This window comes from Devosia epidermidihirudinis, from assembly GCF_000971295.1.
GTDB classification, from domain to species: Bacteria; Pseudomonadota; Alphaproteobacteria; order Rhizobiales; family Devosiaceae; genus Devosia; species Devosia epidermidihirudinis.
Genome location: NZ_LANJ01000016.1, coordinates 651,824 through 671,652, shown reverse-complemented (window position 1 = coordinate 671,652; position 19,829 = coordinate 651,824). Strand labels below are relative to the sequence as shown.

Sequence of the window (19,829 nt, the reverse complement as noted above, 5' to 3'; positions counted from 1 at the left end):
GGCGCGTTAAATACCATATCGAGAGGCAAATCCGTTTTCGCTGGACACTTTGCCATGGCTATCCGCCCCATTCTCGTCATTCCTGATGCGCGCCTGCGCGCTGTCGCCGATCCCATTGAAGAGGTCGATGCCGAGATCAAGACCCTCGCTGCGGACATGCTCGAAACTATGTACGACGCACCCGGCATTGGCCTGGCTGCGCCGCAGATCGGCGTGATGAAGCGCATCGTGGTGATGGACCTGGCAGCCGAGGGCGAAACCCCGACGCCGCTGGTGATGATCAATCCCGAGATCACTCACTTTGGTGAGCAGATCCAGGTGACTGAAGAAGGTTGCCTGTCGATCCCCGAGCTCTACTACGAGGTCGAGCGCCCGAACGACGTGACGGTGAACTATACCGATCTCGAGGGCAAGGAAGTGACGCTGGAAGCCGAAGGCAAGCTTGCCGTCTGCATTCAGCACGAACTCGATCACCTCGATGGCGTGCTCTACATCGACTATCTGAGCCGCCTCAAGCGCGACCGCGTGATCAAAAAGTTCGACAAGCAGGCCAAGCGAGCCGCTGGCTAAGCGCCAGTATTTGGTTGTCGCAATCATCGGGCTCGTACCGGTGACCTAATTCTGTGCTGAGCCATGGATTGCCGGGACAAGCCCGGCAATGACGGTGGTTGGATATCTCGGGCGCGAGCCCACGGCAGAGGAGCCACCACCATGCGCGTCATCTTCATGGGTACGCCCGACTTTTCCGTGCCGACGCTGACCGAGATCGTTTCGTCGGGTCATGAGGTCGTCGCGGTCTATACGCGTGCTCCCAAACCGGCTGGCCGTGGGCAGGAAGAGCGCAAGTCGCCGGTGCATGTGGCGGCGGAAGGTTTTGGTATTCCGGTGTTTACGCCGCGCTCGCTCAAGGGTGCGGACGAGCAGGGCGTGTTTGCGCTGCATGATGCCGATCTGGCGGTCGTAGTGGCCTATGGCCTGCTGCTGCCCAAGCCCATTCTCGATGCGCCGCGCCTTGGCTGCATCAACCTGCATGGTTCGCTCTTGCCGCGCTGGCGCGGTGCTGCACCTATTCAGCGCGCGGTGATGGCTGGTGACAGCCAGACCGGCGTCATGGTGATGCAGATGGACGAAGGGCTCGATACCGGCGCGGTTGGCCTCGGTGAGGTGATCCCGATTGGCCCCGACATGACGGCGGGCGAGCTGCACGACACCATGATGCGCGTTGGCGCTGATCTGATGGGGCGTGCACTGGCTGCGATTGACCGCGGCAGCATGGATTTCACGCCGCAGAGCGAAGACGGCGCCAACTACGCCAAGAAGATCGAAAAGGCAGAGGCGCGCATCGACTGGTCGCGCCCGGCCGAAGAGGTCCACAACCACATTCGCGGCCTCTCCCCCTTCCCCGGCGCATGGTTTGAGATCGAGCTGGGTGGCAAGCCCGTGCGCGTCAAGGCACTGCGTTCGACGCTGGGCGCTGGCAACGGCGTGCCTGGGACGATCCTTGGTGATCTGACGATTACTTGTGGTACCGGCGCCGTGCGTCTGACCCAGGTGCAGCGCGAGGGCAAGGGCGCTATGGATGCGGCCACCTTCCTGCGCGGCGCGGGCACGCTGCCGCCGACCGTTCTCTAATGCCGCGCTACAAGCTCACCATCGAATATGACGGCACGCCCTTTTTCGGGTGGCAGCGTCAGGTGTCGCAGATCAGTGTGCAGCAGGTGCTGGAGCGGGCAATCATGCTGTTTTCCGGCGAGACGGTGAATACGCAAGCCGCCGGGCGCACCGATACGGGCGTGCATGGGCTGGGCCAGGTTGCGCATTTCGATCTCAGCAAGGAATGGGACCCGTTCCGCATTCGCGAGGCGCTGAACCATCACCTGCGCCCCCATCCGGTAGCGATCCTCAAGGTCGAAGCGGTTGGCGATGATTTTGAGGCGCGGTTTTCGGCGCTGGCACGGCACTATGAGTATCGTATCCTCAATCGTCGGGCCCCGGCGGTCATCGAGCGCAATCATGTCTGGCAGTTGCCGATGCCGCTTGATGCCGATGCGATGGACTATGCCGCCGGCATGATCACTGGCCTGCATGACTTCACGACCTTCCGCTCGTCAGACTGTCAGGCCAAGTCGCCGCTGCGTACACTCGACGTGCTATCGGTGCGGCGCGAGCTCGACCACATCATCATCGTCGCCAGCGCCCGTAGTTTCCTTCACCATCAGGTGCGCTCTATGGTGGGCTCGCTCAAGCTGGTGGGCGAGGGCAAGTGGAAACCGCAGGATGTTCGCGCCGCGCTCGACGCACGCGACCGCAGTCGCTGCGGCGCCATGGCGCCGTCAGCAGGTTTGTTTCTCACCCACGTCGACTATTAGACAAGTGCAGCCAGGATCGGCTGCAGGAACAAAGCCGTCAGCAACTGCGCGATGACGAAGGCCGCCACATGGCGCGGACGCAGCGTCAAGATCAGGCGTGCGATATTGACCGACACGACCAGTGCGGCAATGCCCAGCACAATATAGGGAATGCTGGCGGAGGTCAGCTGCGCCACTTCTGAGCCAGGTGCGATGACGAAGGGCTCGCCAATGAAGACGATAATGGCAACTGCCAGAATGCTCTGAAACAGAGCGACCCAGTTTTGCGCCACGATGAAGGGCACAAAGCCGTCACTTCGGCCCATCCAGCGCAGCACCAGCCAGGCGGCGCCAAATTGCACCGCCAGCACAAGGGCCGACAGGATCAGCAGGCCGCTGGCAATACCCTTGGGAGAAGGATGACCCAGCAGTTGCGGGCCGAAGGCCTGCACGGCGAGGCCGATCATCAGGGCAATGAAGGAGCCGACGAGACCGGTCTGACGGAAGTCAAAATATGACGATGCCTGCCGATTGCCGACCAACAGCGCAAAACAGCCGCGCGCCGCGGAAACAAACTCATCGAGGAAGGACGTGGTCGTGTTGGCCAAGGGCTTACCTCGATAATCAGGCTAAGGGAGCGGCAGTGCTGGACAGCATGTAGAGCGCCCAGGGCAATCCGACAAGAAGTACGACCGTCAGAACCGCAAATGCCGCAGCATTGGCCCAAGGCCAACCGCCCGCAACACGGCCCAATCTGTAAAACGGATAGAGCAGCGCCACGCTGACCAAAAGTACAGCCAGTGGCAGCACGAGATTAAGAACCGAACCAACCAACAGATAGGCGACCATCAAATAGATCGCCGGGATGAGCAGCTCGAAGGTCTTGGTTTTTGACTTCAGGATCGCGGCAGTGACCCGGATCGAAATCAGGATTGCGGCTATCCACAGACACTGGGCCAAGAGCGCGTCGAGAATACCGAGCACACCGGGCATGCCTTGATAGGTCGATGCTGCCGCGATCGCCAGAAAACCGAAGAACAGGAAGACGACCAGGGCAGTAGCAAACCCGGCCACACTGATGGTGAAGTGCTCACGCCAACCTGTGTCGCCCTTGATGATCAAGAGCCAGCCCAAAAAGGCGCGGCTGATGGCGGACCAGATCTTCATGCGCCGAGCCCGAAGAAGCGGGCCATGAAGCCGCGATAGATTTCCGTCAACCCGACCAGGTCGGAGATCAGGATGTGCTCGTCCGCCTTATGCATAGAAGAGCCGACAAGGCCACATTCCACCACCGGCCCATATTGGGCGATGAAGCGCGCGTCCGAGGTGCCGCCGCCAGTCGACAGTTCCGGGCGCTTACCGGCGACGGCCGCAATGGCATCGCCGAGGGTTTCCACATCGGCACTGAGTGGCGACAGGAAGGAACGTGACGGCGCACCAGGAATGCTGAAGCTGACCTTGGCGCCGTTGTGATCAACGCTGGCGATGCGCTCACGCACCCATTCGGCCAGCGTTTCCGGCGTCCAAAGGTCGTTGTAGCGGATGTTGAACCGCAGGCTGCCCTTGGCGGGGATGACGTTGGAGATAGGGTTGCCCACGTCGATGGTGGTGACTTCCAGATTGCTGGCCGGGAAGTGCTTGGTACCCGCATCAATCGTCACGTCGCTCAGCGCGGTGACAATCCGCGCGAGGGTGGGCAGTGGATTGTTGGCGCGATCGGGATAGGCGACGTGGCCTTGCGTGCCCTCGACCACGACCAGTCCAGAGAGCGAGCCGCGACGGCCGATCTTGATGCTGTCGCCCAGCGTTGCAGACGAGCTGGGTTCGCCCACGATGGCGAAATCAAAGCCGTGTTGCTGTTGCTCTGCCCAAGCCATCAACTTGGCGGTGCCGTTGATGGCGTCGGCTTCCTCGTCGTTGGTGATTGCGAGCATGATGGTGCCGGCATCGGCGGGAATGGCAGCGGCGGCGGCGACAAAGGCCGCGATGCCCGATTTCATATCCGCAGCGCCACGACCGTAGAGTTTGCCATCGGCCTGGCGTGGCACGAAGGGATCGCTGGTCCAGTTGGCGAGGTCGCCGGGCGGCACCACATCGGTGTGCCCGGCAAACAGCAGGCGGCGACCGGAATTGCCACGCACGGCAAAAAGATTGTCGACGGGATAGGAGCCATCGCCCTCAAAGCGCAGCCGCGTCACCGCGAAACCCGAAGCGGTCAGTTCACGCTCGAGCAGGTCCAGCGCTCCCGCTTCCTCCGGTGTCACCGAAGGGCAGGCAATGAGGCTTTCGAGCAGTCGGACGGGATCGCCCGCAGAGGTATCAGTCACGAGGCAATCCCGTTCTTCTTGTGTCAGACCGTTTCAGGATATTGCAGCGGATCGGCGCCATAGGAATTGGAGCCGGAGGTGCCTTTGAGGAAGCCAAGCTGCACGAAAACGTACAAAGCAAACACCGCGATTGGGAGCTGCAAAACATTCAGCCAGATGGCGGGTTGTTGCACGATAATTCCGTTGCCGATGTCCGTTGGGGTGAGGCCAATACCGAGCGTCTGGATAAGACTGCTGAGCACAGACAGGCCCAGCAGGATTTTGAGATCGAGCCCGTTATTGTCCCGATCCCAGCGACGCTTCAAGCCCAGGCAATAGGCGGGATAGATCAGGATCAAGCCGATAATGAACGAGGTCCAACGAAGCGAGGATTCGTTGGCACCAAGACCAAGGGCCGACACAATAAACATCAGCGCGATGCTGATGACTCCGATCAGGATAGCACCAAGCCACCATTGCTGCCGACCTATGCGACCATCAGTGGTGGTCAGCAGCGACACTATTTTATCCATAAGTTTCCCTCGAATAGTGCATGCCGGGACCCTTCCGGCACGCACTAGTCTAGGTGACTCGATGTTTTCCCGCCAGATACGGTCAGTCGCGCAGCAATTCGTTGATGCCGGTCTTGCTGCGGGTCTGAGCATCGACCGTCTTGACGATGACGGCGCAGTACAGGTTTGGACCGGGCTCGCCATTCGGCAGCGGCTTACCGGGGAGCGAACCCGACACAACCACCGAATAGGGTGGCACCTTGCCGATGTGGACTTCGCCGGTCGCGCGATCAACGATCTTGGTGGATGCGCCGATGAACACGCCCATCGAGATCACCGCGCCCTCGCCGACAACAACGCCTTCGACGACCTCGGAGCGCGCGCCGATAAAGCAATTGTCCTCGATGATGACGGGACCGGCCTGCAGCGGCTCAAGCACGCCACCAATGCCGACGCCGCCCGAAATATGAACGTTCTTGCCGATCTGTGCGCAGGAGCCGACGGTTACCCAGGTGTCGACCATAGTGTTTTCATCAACGTAAGCGCCGAGATTGACGAAGCTGGGCATCAGAATGACGCCCCTGCCGATATGGGCCGAGCGGCGAACAATCGCGCCGGGGACAGAACGGAAGCCGCCATCGCGGAAGTTCTTTTCGCCCCAGCCTTCGAACTTGGAGGGCACCTTGTCCCACCAAGCCGAGCCCTGTGGGCCACCAGCCATCATCTCATTGTCATTGAGACGGAAGGACAGCAGCACGGCCTTCTTGAGCCACTGGTTGACCTGCCATTCGCCGTCACGCTTTTCAGCGACGCGCGCAGTGCCGCTATCGAGCAGCCAAAGCGCAGTTTCCACTGCATCCCGGACCTCGCCTTTGGTGCCGAAATTGACCTCTGCACGCGCCTCAAAGGCGGCATCAATGGTCTTGGCAAGATCGACATGCGACATGGCGTTATTCCTCAGAAATAGAATGCGAGCGGGACCATAACGGGCAAGGCCCCAGTGTCAATTGAGCATGGGGCGCAGGTGTGTGCACCTATTTGGCGGCTGCGGCCGGGTAAACGCCCAAGATGCGGAACTGGTCAGTGAAAAAACCAAGCTCCTCAAATGCGTGCACGACGCCTGGATCGGAGGGGTGGCCCTCGATATCGGCGTAAAATTGAGTCGCGGTGAACGCGCCGCCGACCATATAGCTTTCGAGCTTGGTCATGTTGACGCCATTGGTGGCGAAACCGCCCATGGCTTTATAGAGAGCTGCGGGCACGTTGCGCACGCGGAATACAAAGGTCGTCTTGACCTTGTCACCCTGCGGCGCCTCAGCCTTGTCGCGCGAAAGCACAAGGAAACGCGTGGTATTGTGTGCGGCGTCCTCGATATTGGAGGCGAGAACGGTCAGACCGTAGATTTCGGCGGCAAAGCGCGAGGCGATGGCGGCGACTGATTTGTCGGCCTTTTCGGCGACTTCGCGGGCCGATCCGGCGGTATCCACTGCATTAATGGTGTGGAAGCCATTGTCCGAAATGAATTTGCGGCACTGGCCGAGCGCCACCGAAAGAGACTGCACAGACTTCACGTCGTCCAGCGTAGCACCGGGCACGCCCAACAGATTCATTTCGACGCGCAGATAGGTCTCGCCAATAATAAAGAGACCACTTGCCGGCAGTAGGTGGTGGATGTCGGTAATGCGACCATAGAGCGAGTTTTCCACCGGCACGACGGCATAGTCGGCGCGGCCCGACTGCACGGCGGCGATGGTTTCCTCAAAGGTCACGCAGCCGATAGCTTCTTCACCGGGGAACAGATTGTTGGAGGCGGCATGGCTGAATGCGCCCGGCTCACCCTGAAAAGCGATCTTTTTGGTCATGACGGAGGTCCGTATCCTATAGGCGATGAGGCTTTTGAACCCCGGCGGGAGCGGAGTCAATTGAACCTGAGGCGCGCCCGCGAGGGCTCGTGGGCGAGGAATTGTCGCAGGTCGGGTTTGCACGGTTGCACGATTTGGGTGTTGCGACTATCTTCCGCGCGCGTCGAGCCCCTCCGTTGAGGCGATATTCCGTTGGCTATTCCATTGGGATATCGAAAGTTGGGGCGGGTTCGATTATCGTCCGACGGGGATGGACTGGCAGAGAGACCAAATGGATTCGTTCGAGCTTAACAAGATCATGGGCGCCGTCCTTGGCACTCTTTTGTTTGTCATGGGTGTCGGCTTCGTTGCCGAGGCTATTTATCATCCGATCGAGGATCGGGGCCCGGGCTATGCCCTGCCAGAGCCCGTCGTGGCTGAAGCCAGCGCGCCTGTTGATGCCGCACCCGAAGTGCCACTTGGCATCCTTCTGGCCAAGGCCAGCGTCGAAAAGGGCGCTGCTGCCGTCAAGAAGTGCCAGTCGTGCCACAACTTCGGCGAAGGTGAACCCAACAAGCAGGGCCCGCACCTGTTTGATATCGTCGGTCGCGCCGAAGGCTCGCTGCCTGACTTCGCATACTCCGATGGCATGCTGGCGCACCACGCTGCTGGCGACACCTGGACCTATGAGAACCTCAATCACTTCCTGACCAAGCCAAGCGATTACGTTCCAAAGACCAAGATGAACTTTGCCGGCATCCGTACCGCTGAAGAACGCGCGGACATCCTGGCATACCTGCAGACCCTGTCTGCCAACCCAGTGCCGTTCCCAGCCGCTGAAGAAGCCCCTGCTGCGGAAGAAGCGCCAGCCGCGGCTGAGCCAGCAGCTGCTGAACCGGCTGCCCCGGCAGAAGCTGCGCCAGCGGCTGAACCTGCTGCCGCTCCAGCGGCAACTGAAGCGGCTCCGGCCGCTGCCGAGCCAGCTGCACCAACGGCGACGCCGACGACCACTCAGGATGAAACGCAGGTAGAGGGCACGCCCACCACCAGCGGCACCGAGGCAGCACCCGCAACTCCGGCACAGTAAGCCGACGCACCGCAGAACAGATCACAAGCCGCGCCCTCATTTGGCGCGGCTTTTTTGTTGAGGAATTCCAATGCTTTTGTTGCACCTGTCCGATGTCGATGAAGCCAGCTGGGCCCGGCGGTTCCGCGAGGTTCTTGGGTCCTACCCCGTGGTTCAGCGCGGGGATGACTTCAACCCGGATGACGTGCGCTATCTCTTCGTGTGGAAACCCAAAGCTGACGCCTTTGACGGGCTGAACCATCTCACGGCGATCTTCTCGCTGGGAGCCGGTGTCGACGCCATGCTCAAAAACCCCAAGCTACCCAATGTGCCGATCGCACGCTTTGTCGATGACGATCTCAGCCAGCGCATGAGCGATTATGTGGTGGCCCATGTCACCATGCACCACCGCCTCTATACCCGCTTCAGGGCTGACCAGAAGGCACATCGCTGGAGCCAACTTTATCCGCCCGCGGCCTCGGAAACGACCGTCGGGATCATGGGCATGGGCGTGCTCGGGCAGGATGCAGTGGCGCGGCTCAAGCCGCTGGGCTTTACCCTGCGTAGTTGGAGCCGTTCGCCCAAGGATATCGCGGGCGTCGAGGGCTTCGCGGGCAATGCAACGCTGGATGAATTTCTCTCTGGCACCGACATTCTGGTGAACCTGTTGCCATTGACCGCCGAAACCACCGGCATTCTCAACTATGAGACGTTCCGCAAATTGCGGCGCGGCAAGCTCGACGGCGGCCCTGTCATCGTCAACGCGGCGCGCGGTGGACACCAGCGCGAGGCCGATATCGTCAAAGCGCTCGCCGATGGAACATTGGGCGCTGCAAGCCTTGATGTTTTCGAGGTTGAGCCGCTGCCCGCCGACAGCCCACTGTGGGACATCGAGAACTGCTACATCACGCCCCATATTGCCGCTATTTCCAACGAAACTACGGGCGTCACCTACTTCTCCAAGGTCCTCAAAGACCACGAGGCAGGCAAGCCTTTGATCAATGTTGTGGACCGGACACGGGGTTATTGACGCAAATGTCATCGCTGCGCTGTCGTGACCATATACGTTGCGTTAGCCAATCAATATATTCTGGCGCAGTAACTGCTTATCAGCTCCCAAAGGCCGCATGTCAGATAGCACCACCCAACCCACTAAGCTAAAGCTCTATGACCGCCTAAAATTGGCGACTCAGCATCGCCTTGCGGAGCCTATCCTGGCTTTGCTGTGCTTCCTCGAAGCGATGATCCTGCCAATCTTCCCGGAAATCATGTTGGCCCCGATGATCGTGGCCAATCGACTGCGCGCCTGGCGCCTTGCCGCCATCTGCACCGTTTCCTCGGTCGCAGGCGGCCTTGCCGGATACGCTATCGGCTACTTCCTGTTCGATGCAGTCGGTCGCCCGATCATTGACTTCTACGGCGCTGGTGGCGGCTTCAACTCACTGCAGCAGAGCTTTAACGACAATGGCCCATTGATGGTGCTGATCGGCGCTGTCTCGCCGATCCCCTACAAGGTAATCACCATCACCAGCGGTGTGGCCGGCCTCGATATCTGGACCTTCATTTTCTACGGTCTGATCGGGCGCGCCGCGCGCTACTTCATCCCTTGCGGGCTGTTCTACTTCTTTGGCCCTGCCGCCAATGCCTTCATCGAGAAGCACAAGGCGCTCGCGGGCTGGGGCATGTTGATCGCCGTCATCGTCGGCTTTGCCATGGCCCCACTGCTGTTTCCCAAGTCGGGCGTCGAGGTGCAGGAAACAGTGCAGGCGATTGACGAAGCAACCCCTGCCGAATTCGCGCTGCCGCAGCTCTAATTCTTCGCAACGACGCTATCCGGCCTAGGCCGGGTAGCGCTGCTTGAGAACTCCGTAGACGGCGCGGATGCCTTGGTCGGTACCGCCATAGGGCCGACTGGCTCGCGCCTCGGGTGCCCAGCCATAAATGTCCAGATGTACCCAGGCAGTGGCGTTCTCGACAAAGCGGCGCAGGAACAGAGCCGCAGTGATCGAGCCGGCAAAACCACTGCTGCCCGCATTGTTTACATCGGCAATCTTGGAATTCATCATCGCGTCGTAGGGCGACCAGAGCGGCATTTGCCAGAGCGGGTCATCGGCAAGGCTGCCAGCCGCCATCAACTCGCGCGCCAAGACGTCATCGGTGGCATAGAGCGGCGGCAAGTCGGGCCCCAAGGCGGTCCGAGCCGCGCCAGTCAGCGTCGCCATGTCCAGCAGCAAGTCAGGGCTTTCCTCGTCCGCCAGCGCAAGAGCATCGGCGAGGATCAAGCGCCCCTCCGCATCCGTATTGCCAATCTCAACCGTCAGGCCCTTGCGCGACTTGAGCACATCGCCGGGCCGGAAAGCCGGGCCAGCAATGGCATTTTCGACCACCGGGATGAGCACGCGCAGACGCACCTTAAGCCCTGCGGACACGATAGCGTGGGCAAGGCCCAACACATTGGCCGCCCCACCCATGTCCTTTTTCATAAGCAACATACCGGAGGCCGGTTTGATATCGAGCCCCCCGGTGTCGAACGTCACGCCCTTGCCGACCAGGGTCACCTTGGGATCGAGCGGGTTGCCCCAAGCCAGATCGAGCAGGCGCGGCGCTTCAGCACTGGCGCGTCCGACGGCGTGGACCATCGGAAAGCCAGCCTCAAGTAGGTCATCGCCGGTGATGGTCTTTATCGTCATCTGCCGCTCGACCGCGAACGTTTCGATGAATGCGGTCAACGCGTCTGGGCCCAGATCATTGGGCGGGGTGTTGATCAGGTCCCGCGCAATGGTTGAGGCGGCCACCAAACGCTCCACCTCCGCACTATCAGCGCCCTCTGGGAGGGTCAGCACCGGTACCTCTTTGGCTGCGCGGTAGCGATCAAAACGATAGGCGCCAAGTCGGAAGCCGATAGCAGCCAACGTCGGGTCACCAAAGGCGCCTTCCAGCCGATAGGTGCCTGCCCCGACCGCCGCCCCTGCAAGGCCAGCGATCAAAGGTGAGCTCCCTGCGGACTTGCCCGTACCAAACAGATAACCGCCAAGAGCGCCCTCTTCGCCCGGCAGCGCCAATAGTTTCCCGGCCTGTCCTGCAAAGCCGTTCGCATCAGCCCAGCGTCGCTGGGTATCAGTGAGCCGAGCGGCATCGAGGCCATTGTCGTCCACGAAAATGATGGGCAGTTCCTGGGTCGTGGACATGAGCGCTCCTCTTTGCTTGACCACACAGTTTTAGCTACGCCGTACCAAGCCCGCAACGCCGGAAAACCGGGCTTTAACCGGGTGTTAGGGTTAATGATCTATTGCTTTGGCAACTGGGCCAGACTGCCCGAGGAGTTGCCTGTGACGTCCGCTATTGGTCTTTCCAAGCCCCTGCGCAATCTGCTGCTTGTCGGCATCACGGCCGCACTTCTGGCCGGATGTGCCACGAACCGCACCAGCATGCCCTCCCCCGACTATTCCGGCATGGCGGCTGGCCAGACCCAGCAGACGCTGGCGGATCTCACAGCGCGCTATAAGTCCAACCCGCGTGACAAAAACATCGTCATCCATTTCGCGGCGGCCTTGCGCGCCGTCGGACAAAGCGGCCAGGCCGTGGCAGTGCTCGAAACAGGTATGACCACATTCCCCAAGGACCCGGACATCGCGATCGCCTATGCCAAGGCGCTGACGGCTGACGGTCGGTTCGAGCAATCCTTGCAGGTGCTGGACAATACCATTCGTCCTGAAACACCGGATTGGAATGCGCTGATGGTCAAGGGCGCCACGCTGGATCAGCTTGGACGCAATGCCGAGGCTCGTCAGCTCTATGGACAGGCTCTCGTCTTTGCACCGGGTGAAGCTTCGATCGAGGCGAATATCGGCCTCTCCTATGCCATGACCAATGAACTGCCTGCCGCCGAGCAGCATCTGCGCCGAGCCGTCCAGATGAAGGGCGCCACCAGCCGCATTCGCCAGAACCTTGCGCTCGTCGTGGGTCTGCAGGGCAGGTTTGAGGAGGCCCGGGCACTTTATGCCGCTGAGCTGCCACCCGAACAGGTCGCCAGCAACATGACTTATGTCCGCGCCCTGCTCACCCAGCAGAACCGCTGGGATCTGATTGACAAGGGCTAAGATCTACCAGCCTTCGGGATCATCCATGCTACCAGGCTCTGGCGGCTCCTGATGCAGGAACACAAAAAACGCCACGCCGACCGCAATAATAGCCGGGATCACAATCATGGCTTCGACGGCGTAATAGCCGAGCTCGATGTCCCATTGTTGCTTGATCGAGTAGTTTACCAACAACAGCGGCGCTGACAGTCCCAGCCACGTGGCTAGGAACGCCATGACTGGCTTTCGCTCGGGATAGGTGAGCGGCTTGTACATTTAGCCGCCCGCAGGGCCACCCGGCCCGAAGACCTTCAGCATGGCCGGCGCCATAATCACGATAAACAGCACCGGCAGGAAGAACAGGATCAGCGGTACCGTCATCTTGGGCGGCAGCGATGCGGCCTTCTTTTCGGCCTCCATCATGCGGGCTTCGCGGCCTTCTTCGGCCATGACGCGCAGCGCCTGGCCCACGGAAGTACCGTATTTGTCCGACTGAATAAGCGCCGTCATGGTCGCGCGCACGTTGTCGAGACCGGTACGACGGCCGAGATTGTCATAGGCGCGGCCACGATCTTCAAGAAATGACAGTTCAGCAGACGTCAGCGCGAGTTCCTCCGCCAGTTCGGCGCTCTGTTGGCCGATTTCTTTCGTCACACGTTTGAAGGCGTGTTCCATCGACATGCCGGCTTCAACGCAAAGCAGCAACAGATCAAGGCAGTCTGGCCAGGCCTTGCGGATCGAGGCCTGACGCTTTGTCGTGGTATTCTTGAGCATCAGATTGGGCAGGTACGCGCCCACAATCGCCGCACCTACGGCGTAGGCCAAGCTGATGTACAGCGGCCGTCCGCCCGGCGCGATGAACACCAGATAAGTGATAGCCAAAGCCAAGACCACTATCGGCGTTACAAACCGCATGAACAGAAACGTGGTTAGGTGTCCCTGCCCGCGAAAACCAGCCATGGCCAACTTGTCGACGGTCGCGTCGTCCTGAAAAGCTTTTCTCAGATCGAGACGATTGACGACATTTGTCATGTAGCTCTTGGTTTCGGTATTGCGCCGGATGCTACGGCCCTCAAGCTGCACGTTGCCGCCACGCAGACGCGACATTTCCTCGGCGCGCATCTTTTCGCGCTCGAGAGCCACGCGCCGAATGCGCTGCTTCATCTCGGTTTTGACGATGAAGCCGGTTCCGAAGGTAAACACCACCGCTGCCGCGGAGATGGCAGCCAAGGCAGCAATCAGGAAGTCCCGCTGGGTCAAGAGGTCGATGAAGTTCACGTCAGGCTCCCTGATTGAATCACGCGCGCTAGTAGTCGAACTGAACCATTCGGTTCATCACAAAGACGCCGAAGGATAGCATCAGGGCCGCAACGCCCAGCCAGATATTGCCCATAGGAGTGGTGAAGAGCGGCGACAGATAGGCCGGCGACACAAGGCTCACCAGGGTCGCGACGACGAAAGGCAGCGAGCCAATGATGCCCGCTGAAGCCTTGGCCTCCGACGACATGGCCTGGATCTTCATTTTCATCTTCTTGCGGTTGCGCAGCACCTTGGCCAGGTTGCCCAATGCTTCGCTGAGGTTACCGCCCGCCTGTTGCTGCACAGTGATCACCACGACGAAGAAGTTCACCTCCGCCAGCGGCACACGATCAAGCAACACGGTCACGGCTTCGGTCATCGACATGCCGAAGGACTGCTGGTCCAGCACGCGCTGGAACTCCGACTTCACCGGTTCCTTGGCGTCCTTGGCCACAACGCGGATGGAGTCGTTGAGCGGCAAACCCGTCTTGACGCCACGCACGATGGCTTCGACGGCGTTGGGCAGCTCGTCCAGGAACTGGGACTGATACTTCTTGCGCTTGCGACCGACATACATGCGCGGCAGCAAATACGCGGCAGCGACGGCAAAAATCGCCGCAAAGTAGAACGGCACCTGCACGACGACCAGCACAAGGAACAGCACGGCACCGACAATGATGCTGTTGCGGATGAAGGTCGCAGGCTTGGTTGTCATCCCCGCTTGAAACAGCATTTGGGGCAGCGTCACCCGCTTCTTGGCGTTCAGCGAATCCGTCTGGCTCTTGAGCGCCATCTGAACGCTCTTGCGACGCTCATCCCCGCGCTTGATCGAATCGTTCTCGCGCCGATTGGCGCGGATGTCGCCCTGGAAGGCCTTTCGGCGTTGTTCTGCCCGGCCGCCACCCATCAGCGAGGGCACAAGGGCAAAGCCGGCCGCGCCGACCGTCACGATAGCGAGGAAGAAGATCAGGATGACGGACATGGTCAGGAATCCACCATCTGGCGATGTTCAGTGTTGGATTTTTCGAGCGCTTCGACGAGGTTCGCTTCCTCATTGAAGTAGCGGGCCCGCTCGGCGAACTGCGGCTTGGTGATACCGGTTGAGCGGTGACGCCCCAGCAGCATGCCGTTGCCGTCTTCGCCCATGATGTCATAGAGGAACACGTCCTGCGTCACGATCACATCGCCTTCCATCCCGAGGATTTCGGTGATGTGGGTGATGCGGCGCGATCCGTCGCGCAGACGAGCGGCCTGCACTACCACGTCAATTGACGAGGTGATCATTTCGCGAATGGTGCGGCTGGGCAGGCTATAGCCGCCCATGGTGATCATGGACTCAAGGCGGGACAGGGCCTCGCGCGGGCTGTTGGCGTGGAGCGTGCCCATCGAGCCATCGTGACCGGTGTTCATGGCCTGGAGCAAATCGAAGCTCTCAGGGCCACGGACTTCGCCGACGATGATGCGTTCTGGGCGCATACGCAGGCAGTTTTTGATAAGATCACGCATGGTGATCTCGCCTTCGCCCTCAAGGTTTGGCGGGCGCGTTTCAAGACGCACCACATGCGGCTGCTGCAGCTGCAATTCGGCCGAGTCTTCGCAGGTGATGACGCGTTCGTCTTTCTCGATGAAGGCGGTCAGGCAGTTGAGCAGCGTCGTCTTGCCCGAACCAGTACCGCCTGAGATCAAAACGTTGGCGCGAACACGGCCGAGGATGCGTAAAACCTCTGCGCCTTCGGGCGAGATCGAGCCGTACTTGACCAGCTGCTGCAGGGTCAGCTTGTCCTTCTTGAACTTACGAATGGTGAGTGCTGCGCCATCGATCGACAGCGGTGGCGCGATAACGTTCACGCGCGAACCATCTGGCAGGCGTGCGTCGCAAATCGGCGAGCTTTCGTCGACGCGACGGCCAACCTGGCTCACGATGCGCTGGCAGACGTTCATCAGGTGGGCATCGTCACGGAAGCGCACATTAGTGAGCTTCACCTTGCCACCGACTTCGATGTAGCAGCGCTGGGAGCCATTCACCATGATATCGGCGATATCGTCGCGCGCCAGCAGCGGTTCAAGCGGACCGTAACCCAGCACGTCATTGCAGATATCCTCAAGCAGGTCTTCCTGCTCGGAGATCGACATGATGATGGATTTGAGCGCGATGATTTCGGCGACGATATCGCGGATTTCTTCGCGTGCGGCCTGCTGCTCCATAGTCGCGAGCTGGCTGAGATCGATAGAGTCGATCAACGCACTGAAAATGGCAGACTTGGTGTGGAAGTATTCCTTGTCGCGCTGCGCATCGGCGGGCGCGCGAACGTCGACCACATCCTCATTGCTACGCATGCGCGCAGCCATGGCATCGCCATCGGACGCGCGGCGCGATACGGGAGCCGCCTCAGGTCGGGGTGGGGCGCTCGGTACGGGACGCGGAGCTTCGCTGACGCCTGGAGTGTTGCCACCGAAAGTTGTGCGCTTGCCAAACATAGTCGTCCTACCGTTCTAGGGGGCCCGGCGGGTACGACCGTTCGAACCCAGCCCCCAGTTTTGCCGTCCCGTTGCCGGTCAGGCGCGCTTCTTGAGGAATGAAGGCAGTTTCATCAGGCTTGATGATTTGCCTGCGACGTTTGCGGTCTGCCGACCCGTCACATGCAGACCAATCGCGCGGTACACGTCGTTGATCTTGTTGTTGGCGGCGACCTCGGCAATCATCTGGCCATTGTTGGCAGCGGTACCAAACAGCGCTGCATCAAATGGAATTTGTCCCAACAGCGGGCACTCAACCGAAGTCGCAAACTCCGCCGGGTTGATTTCTGGACGGCGTGGCATGCCGACCTTGTTCAGCACCAATGACGGCGGACGCTCGGTTGGACGCAGCGCCTTGATGGTATCTGCAAGGTTCTTGGCATTGCGCAGGCTGGCCAGATCTGGCTCAGCCACGATCACGACCTCGTCCACTGTCGCTAGAGTGTGGCGTATCCAGGCATTCCAGGCATGGGGAATGTCGAGCACTACGACAGGCATCGAGCCCTGGCACATTTCGATGATCTGCTCGAACTCGCGCTCTTCGAAGTCATAGGTGCGGTCAAGCGTGACCGGCGCTGTCAGCAGGTTGATATGATTGGCAGCCTTGCTCATCAGACGATCCAGCATGGTCTGATCGACCTTCTGGTTCGCAAGTAGCGCATCAGCGATCCCGTTGGGTGGGTCCTGATTGAAATTGAGACCAGCCGTGCCGAAGGCCAGATCCATATCGAGGATCAAGCTATCCTGGCGAAGCGCCGTAGCCACCGCCCAAGAGACGTTGTGTGCGACCGTCGAGCCGCCAGCGCCCCCCTTGGCCGACACGAAGCCAACCGTCCGCCCGATAGGGGCCGCACCGTCTGCAGCAAACAACTCGGTGATCGCTGTTACGATCTGCGAGGACGTTGCCGGCAGCACGATATATTCGGAAATTCCTGAACGAATCAGCTCGCGATAAAGCTGCACGTCATTGACGTGGCCAAGCACGACAACACGCGTGGTGGCGTCACACACTTCAGCCAGGCGCTCCAGCGCGCCGGACATCTCGTCTGGCGGCAGCGTCGTCTCAACGATGATGAGATTCGGCGTCGGGTTGGATTTGTAGGTTTCAACAGCACCATCAATGCCGCCGTTATGCGTGGTCAGAGCGACTTTGGACATGCGCCGATCATGGATCGCGCTTTCAACCAGTTGTGCAGTCTGCGAATTCTCGCAAAAGGCCTGAATGGTGATGCGCGGGATCAGGCGAGCGCCGCCTGCAATTTCGGTGCTCGCTTCATCGGCCTTGACGACGTCGGGGGTCAGAAAACTCATGCTCGTATTGCTCCTTGCCGTCCGCTCTTAGTCCAGCACGAAGCCGACCGAGCCGCTGAACCCGCCGCGCATTTCGCCCGTCCGGCTGACGCCATAAATCGTCTCCATACGACCCAGGAAGATGGCTTCAGCGTCGCTGGCTGGAACCATCTGGTCCGTTGGCAATACTGGGCGAGCCACCGAAGGCTGCGCCAGATAGGGCGTCACGATGATCACCAGTTCAGTCTGGTTGCGTTGATATTCACGGCTGCGGAACATCGCCCCCAGGATCGGAATATTGCTCAGGCCAGGCATGCCAGAGATACGCTGACGGAGTTTTTCCTGGATCATGCCCGCGATGGCCATGGTCTCACCTGGGCGTAGTTCAACCGAAGTGGACGCCCGGCGATTGTTGAAGCCCGGAACGGTTTCGGTGCCGACCGTGAATCCACCTTCCGAAATCTCTGAAACCTCGGTTTCCACCTGCATGGCGATGAGGCCGCTCGATTTGACGGTCGGTGTGAACTTCAGCTTCACGCCAAAATCCTTCATCACGTAGACCCGCTTGCCGCTTTCCTGGACTTCAGACAGCACGGGAACTTCACCGCCAACGAGGAAGTCTGCGGTTTGGCCTGACATTGCGGTGAGCACGGGTTCTGCCAAAGTGCGTAGTGAGCCGCGTTGTTCAAGCGCCCGCAATTCGGCAGACAGCTGGACGTTGCCCGCCGAGAAACCGGCCGAAATGCCGGATCCTGCCGCAGGCGAGATTTGCTTGCTGCCAATACTCGCACCGAAGGTGCCGACAGAGACGCTGCCCGAAAGGTTGATGCCGAGCTGCTTGACCGTCTCACGCGAAACTTCGGCGACTGTAACCTGCAGCATAACCTGCTGGGCGCCGGCGACATCCACGATATTGGCGACGTTTCTCGGATCACCTGCAAACTGCACCGCCACCTCGGTTGCACGGTCTCTATCTTCGCCAGACAGAACTGTACCGGTCAGCACGACACGATTGGTAGCCGACCCCCCACTATCCAGCGTCACAGATTCTACTTTGATGCGGGAACCTGGAATGGAGCGCGCCAAGGCAATCTCCAGAGCGTTGCCAACTTGCGACGGCTCTTCCATCACCTTGACGTCGAGGACCGAAATCGTGCGGCCCTGGTCGTCGAGGAAGAAGATATTCGTATCGCCGCCGGTCATTCCCTGGACGATGGCCCGGGTCCTAGTTCGCATGATCGCCGCAGCGACCCTTGGCTGAGAAACAATCACTTCGGCCGCGCCGGCTGGCAGATCAACCAGAACGGTCTTATTCAGTTCGACCTGCACCTTGCGCGTAGCGCCGTAGGCGGCCGAAGAAATAGTGACATGGGTCTCCTGACTGAAGGCCTGCTGAGCGAGCATGGGGCTGATCAGCATCGCGGTCAGAGCCGGTACAACTATGACACGATTGAGCTTGTGCGGAAGGAATGTGAACAACTTGGTCATGGTTCTCTCCGGCCTATCGTGGCACCGACTGGGGGTCTATGACCGCCGTGGGCTCGTTTGAATTGGAGTATTGGGAAGCATCGGCAGCACCAGTCAGGACGCTTTGCTCTTTGCCAAAGCGGATCAGTCGAACGGCCTGATTATTGCCATTCTGCGCAACGCCGCCGGAACTCTTGAAGTCGATCACCGAGCGCAAAGTCAAAGCCAGCTGGCCACGTGTCGATGCATTGACCAAAGTCTCAGCCTGGCCCGGATTAAGCTCCAAGGTGGCAATGGTGGTGTTGTCGAAAACCTGTGGTGTAGGCGATGCCGCGTTCGGATCTTCGCCACCGCCGCTCGCGCCCATTTCACCGAGACGCTTTCCGATAGCGAGGACGCGAACATTGGACAGGATAACCTCTGAACGCTCACCCGCGCTTGTCTGGGAGGTCAGTAGGACGTCCACCCGATCGTTTGGCACCACAAAACCGCCAGCGCTGGACTCAGCGCTGACCAGCACGGAGACGCCGCGCATGCCTTCGCCCAGCACCGCAGACAGGTAACCTTGTTCCGTGCGGACCAGCTTGGCTTCACGGATCGGTTCACCCGGGAAAAACTCGAAGCGCGCAACAGCACCCTTAAGCTCCTCGGGTGCTTCTGGTGTAGCCGAGATCGTTACGTATTCGGACCGGACCGCCCCTTCCGGCCAGTCCTGCCATTCCACCGTTGCCGGTGAAAGACGCTCGCCCATGCCAATAGGGGCCTTGGCGACCAGAATTTTGGTCTTGGCTTCCTGCACAACCTCGGTGTTCGTTACCTGGGTTGTTTTCGGTTGCCCACCGCGCGTCACGAGAAATGCAGCAAGCCCGCCAGCGACAAGCGCCACAACCAACAAGATGATACGCGCCGGCTTCATGACCTAACTCCGGTTACAGTCCGGGCGTATAGGCCCAGCTTCGTTAGGTGAATACTGCGCCCAAAGGGTCAAAGTTTGGTTAACTGGAGCTTTTCAAGCAAAGTTAACAACAAGTAAATATTATGCGTCATGAAGAAAGAGGCAAAAACAACAAAGAGCCGCACAATCGCAATGATCAGACGGCCCTC

21 protein-coding genes are annotated in these 19,829 nt (G+C 60.0%); 7 read left to right on the top strand and 14 right to left on the bottom strand.

Translation table 11 applies throughout. The features are described 5' to 3' along the window. The first annotated feature begins 54 nt into the window (after positions 1–54). The 3 genes from def to truA all read left to right on the top strand — a co-directional run bounded on the left by def (position 55) and on the right by truA (position 2,369). Complete coding sequence (gene def, locus WH87_RS11545) at positions 55–570, top strand: peptide deformylase (RefSeq protein ID WP_046139030.1); 516 nt, start codon at positions 55–57, stop codon at positions 568–570. A 141-nt stretch (positions 571–711) separates the two neighbouring features. Next, positions 712–1,632, top strand: coding sequence for a methionyl-tRNA formyltransferase (fmt, locus tag WH87_RS11540; RefSeq protein ID WP_046139031.1), 921 nt, complete (start codon positions 712–714; stop codon positions 1,630–1,632). Continuing rightward, positions 1,632–2,369 carry a tRNA pseudouridine(38-40) synthase TruA gene (gene truA / locus WH87_RS11535; RefSeq protein ID WP_046139032.1) on the top strand — a complete coding sequence of 246 codons (738 nt, stop codon included), beginning with the start codon at positions 1,632–1,634 and terminating at the stop codon, positions 2,367–2,369. The genes fmt and truA overlap by 1 nt, the downstream gene beginning before the upstream one ends. Here truA and WH87_RS11530 read toward each other — a convergent pair. From WH87_RS11530 to WH87_RS11505, 6 genes are all read right to left on the bottom strand, one after another. After that, a complete protein-coding gene (locus WH87_RS11530) occupies positions 2,366–2,956 on the bottom strand; it encodes a hypothetical protein (protein ID WP_046139033.1) in 591 nt (196 codons plus the stop codon). The two genes, truA and WH87_RS11530, sit on opposite strands and share 4 nt — an antisense overlap. A 16-nt stretch (positions 2,957–2,972) precedes the next feature. After that, positions 2,973–3,515: a hypothetical protein gene (locus WH87_RS11525; RefSeq protein ID WP_046139034.1), complete on the bottom strand. Its 543-nt coding sequence runs from the start codon at positions 3,513–3,515 to the stop codon at positions 2,973–2,975. After that, entirely contained in the window at positions 3,512–4,675 is a 1,164-nt protein-coding gene (dapE, locus tag WH87_RS11520) for a succinyl-diaminopimelate desuccinylase (protein ID WP_046139035.1), read from the bottom strand. Before dapE ends, WH87_RS11525 begins: the two co-directional genes overlap by 4 nt. 23 nt (positions 4,676–4,698) lie before the next feature. Continuing rightward, the gene (locus WH87_RS11515; protein ID WP_197410788.1) at positions 4,699–5,175 is read right to left on the bottom strand and encodes a DUF805 domain-containing protein; all 477 of its coding nucleotides are present in this window, start codon (positions 5,173–5,175) and stop codon (positions 4,699–4,701) included. Positions 5,176–5,269: 94 nt separating this feature from the next. Next, complete coding sequence (dapD, locus tag WH87_RS11510; RefSeq protein ID WP_046139037.1) at positions 5,270–6,112, bottom strand: 2,3,4,5-tetrahydropyridine-2,6-dicarboxylate N-succinyltransferase; 843 nt, start codon at positions 6,110–6,112, stop codon at positions 5,270–5,272. 88 nt (positions 6,113–6,200) lie between these two features. Beyond that, a complete protein-coding gene (locus WH87_RS11505; protein WP_046139038.1) occupies positions 6,201–7,028 on the bottom strand; it encodes a prephenate dehydratase in 828 nt (275 codons plus the stop codon). A gap of 271 nt (positions 7,029–7,299) precedes the next feature. On the opposite strand from WH87_RS11505, the gene WH87_RS11500 reads away from it, so the two are divergent. The 3 genes from WH87_RS11500 (at position 7,300) to WH87_RS11490 (ending at position 9,887) form a co-directional block, all read left to right on the top strand. Beyond that, positions 7,300–8,094 (top strand): c-type cytochrome, encoded by a 795-nt coding sequence (locus tag WH87_RS11500; RefSeq protein WP_046139039.1) that lies wholly within the window; start codon positions 7,300–7,302, stop codon positions 8,092–8,094. A 70-nt stretch (positions 8,095–8,164) separates the two neighbouring features. Further along, positions 8,165–9,103: a 2-hydroxyacid dehydrogenase gene (locus WH87_RS11495; protein WP_046139040.1), complete on the top strand. Its 939-nt coding sequence runs from the start codon at positions 8,165–8,167 to the stop codon at positions 9,101–9,103. Positions 9,104–9,254: 151 nt separating this feature from the next. After that, the gene (locus WH87_RS11490) at positions 9,255–9,887 is read left to right on the top strand and encodes a YqaA family protein (protein WP_245622382.1); all 633 of its coding nucleotides are present in this window, start codon (positions 9,255–9,257) and stop codon (positions 9,885–9,887) included. A 24-nt stretch (positions 9,888–9,911) separates the two neighbouring features. On the opposite strand, the gene WH87_RS11485 is transcribed toward WH87_RS11490, so the two are convergent. Then, positions 9,912–11,261: a leucyl aminopeptidase family protein gene (locus WH87_RS11485; protein WP_046139041.1), complete on the bottom strand. Its 1,350-nt coding sequence runs from the start codon at positions 11,259–11,261 to the stop codon at positions 9,912–9,914. Positions 11,262–11,402: 141 nt separating this feature from the next. Here WH87_RS11485 and WH87_RS11480 point away from each other — a divergent pair, with 141 nt between their 5' ends. After that, complete coding sequence (locus tag WH87_RS11480) at positions 11,403–12,173, top strand: tetratricopeptide repeat protein (RefSeq protein WP_197410787.1); 771 nt, start codon at positions 11,403–11,405, stop codon at positions 12,171–12,173. A gap of 3 nt (positions 12,174–12,176) precedes the next feature. Here the strand turns inward: WH87_RS11480 and WH87_RS11475 are convergent, their stop codons facing one another. From WH87_RS11475 to cpaB, 7 genes are all read right to left on the bottom strand, one after another. Then, positions 12,177–12,428, bottom strand: coding sequence for a hypothetical protein (locus WH87_RS11475; protein WP_046139042.1), 252 nt, complete (start codon positions 12,426–12,428; stop codon positions 12,177–12,179). Further along, complete coding sequence (locus tag WH87_RS11470; protein WP_046139043.1) at positions 12,429–13,430, bottom strand: type II secretion system F family protein; 1,002 nt, start codon at positions 13,428–13,430, stop codon at positions 12,429–12,431. 28 nt (positions 13,431–13,458) lie between these two features. Next, a complete protein-coding gene (locus WH87_RS11465; RefSeq protein ID WP_046139044.1) occupies positions 13,459–14,433 on the bottom strand; it encodes a type II secretion system F family protein in 975 nt (324 codons plus the stop codon). A gap of 2 nt (positions 14,434–14,435) precedes the next feature. Next, positions 14,436–15,929: a CpaF family protein gene (locus WH87_RS11460; RefSeq protein WP_046139045.1), complete on the bottom strand. Its 1,494-nt coding sequence runs from the start codon at positions 15,927–15,929 to the stop codon at positions 14,436–14,438. 78 nt (positions 15,930–16,007) lie between these two features. Further along, entirely contained in the window at positions 16,008–17,279 is a 1,272-nt protein-coding gene (locus WH87_RS11455) for an AAA family ATPase (protein ID WP_046139046.1), read from the bottom strand. A 27-nt stretch (positions 17,280–17,306) separates the two neighbouring features. Then, entirely contained in the window at positions 17,307–18,746 is a 1,440-nt protein-coding gene (locus WH87_RS11450) for a type II and III secretion system protein family protein (protein ID WP_046139047.1), read from the bottom strand. Between the two features lie 13 nt (positions 18,747–18,759). Further along, positions 18,760–19,641: a Flp pilus assembly protein CpaB gene (gene cpaB, locus WH87_RS11445; protein ID WP_052726407.1), complete on the bottom strand. Its 882-nt coding sequence runs from the start codon at positions 19,639–19,641 to the stop codon at positions 18,760–18,762. Positions 19,642–19,829: the final 188 nt, after the last annotated feature.

Coding starts and splice junctions, on each gene's coding strand:
- WH87_RS11475 (WP_046139042.1), bottom strand. CDS start 12,428: ATGTACAAGCCGCTCACCTATCCCGAGCGAAAGCCAGTCATGGCGTTC.
- WH87_RS11455 (WP_046139046.1), bottom strand. CDS start 17,279: ATGAGTTTTCTGACCCCCGACGTCGTCAAGGCCGATGAAGCGAGCACC.
- WH87_RS11460 (WP_046139045.1), bottom strand. CDS start 15,929: ATGTTTGGCAAGCGCACAACTTTCGGTGGCAACACTCCAGGCGTCAGC.
- WH87_RS11500 (WP_046139039.1), top strand. CDS start 7,300: ATGGATTCGTTCGAGCTTAACAAGATCATGGGCGCCGTCCTTGGCACT.
- def (WP_046139030.1), top strand. CDS start 55: ATGGCTATCCGCCCCATTCTCGTCATTCCTGATGCGCGCCTGCGCGCT.
- dapD (WP_046139037.1), bottom strand. CDS start 6,112: ATGTCGCATGTCGATCTTGCCAAGACCATTGATGCCGCCTTTGAGGCG.
- WH87_RS11485 (WP_046139041.1), bottom strand. CDS start 11,261: ATGTCCACGACCCAGGAACTGCCCATCATTTTCGTGGACGACAATGGC.
- WH87_RS11465 (WP_046139044.1), bottom strand. CDS start 14,433: ATGTCCGTCATCCTGATCTTCTTCCTCGCTATCGTGACGGTCGGCGCG.
- truA (WP_046139032.1), top strand. CDS start 1,632: ATGCCGCGCTACAAGCTCACCATCGAATATGACGGCACGCCCTTTTTC.
- WH87_RS11450 (WP_046139047.1), bottom strand. CDS start 18,746: ATGACCAAGTTGTTCACATTCCTTCCGCACAAGCTCAATCGTGTCATA.
- WH87_RS11505 (WP_046139038.1), bottom strand. CDS start 7,028: ATGACCAAAAAGATCGCTTTTCAGGGTGAGCCGGGCGCATTCAGCCAT.
- cpaB (WP_052726407.1), bottom strand. CDS start 19,641: ATGAAGCCGGCGCGTATCATCTTGTTGGTTGTGGCGCTTGTCGCTGGC.
- WH87_RS11495 (WP_046139040.1), top strand. CDS start 8,165: ATGCTTTTGTTGCACCTGTCCGATGTCGATGAAGCCAGCTGGGCCCGG.
- fmt (WP_046139031.1), top strand. CDS start 712: ATGCGCGTCATCTTCATGGGTACGCCCGACTTTTCCGTGCCGACGCTG.
- WH87_RS11525 (WP_046139034.1), bottom strand. CDS start 3,515: ATGAAGATCTGGTCCGCCATCAGCCGCGCCTTTTTGGGCTGGCTCTTG.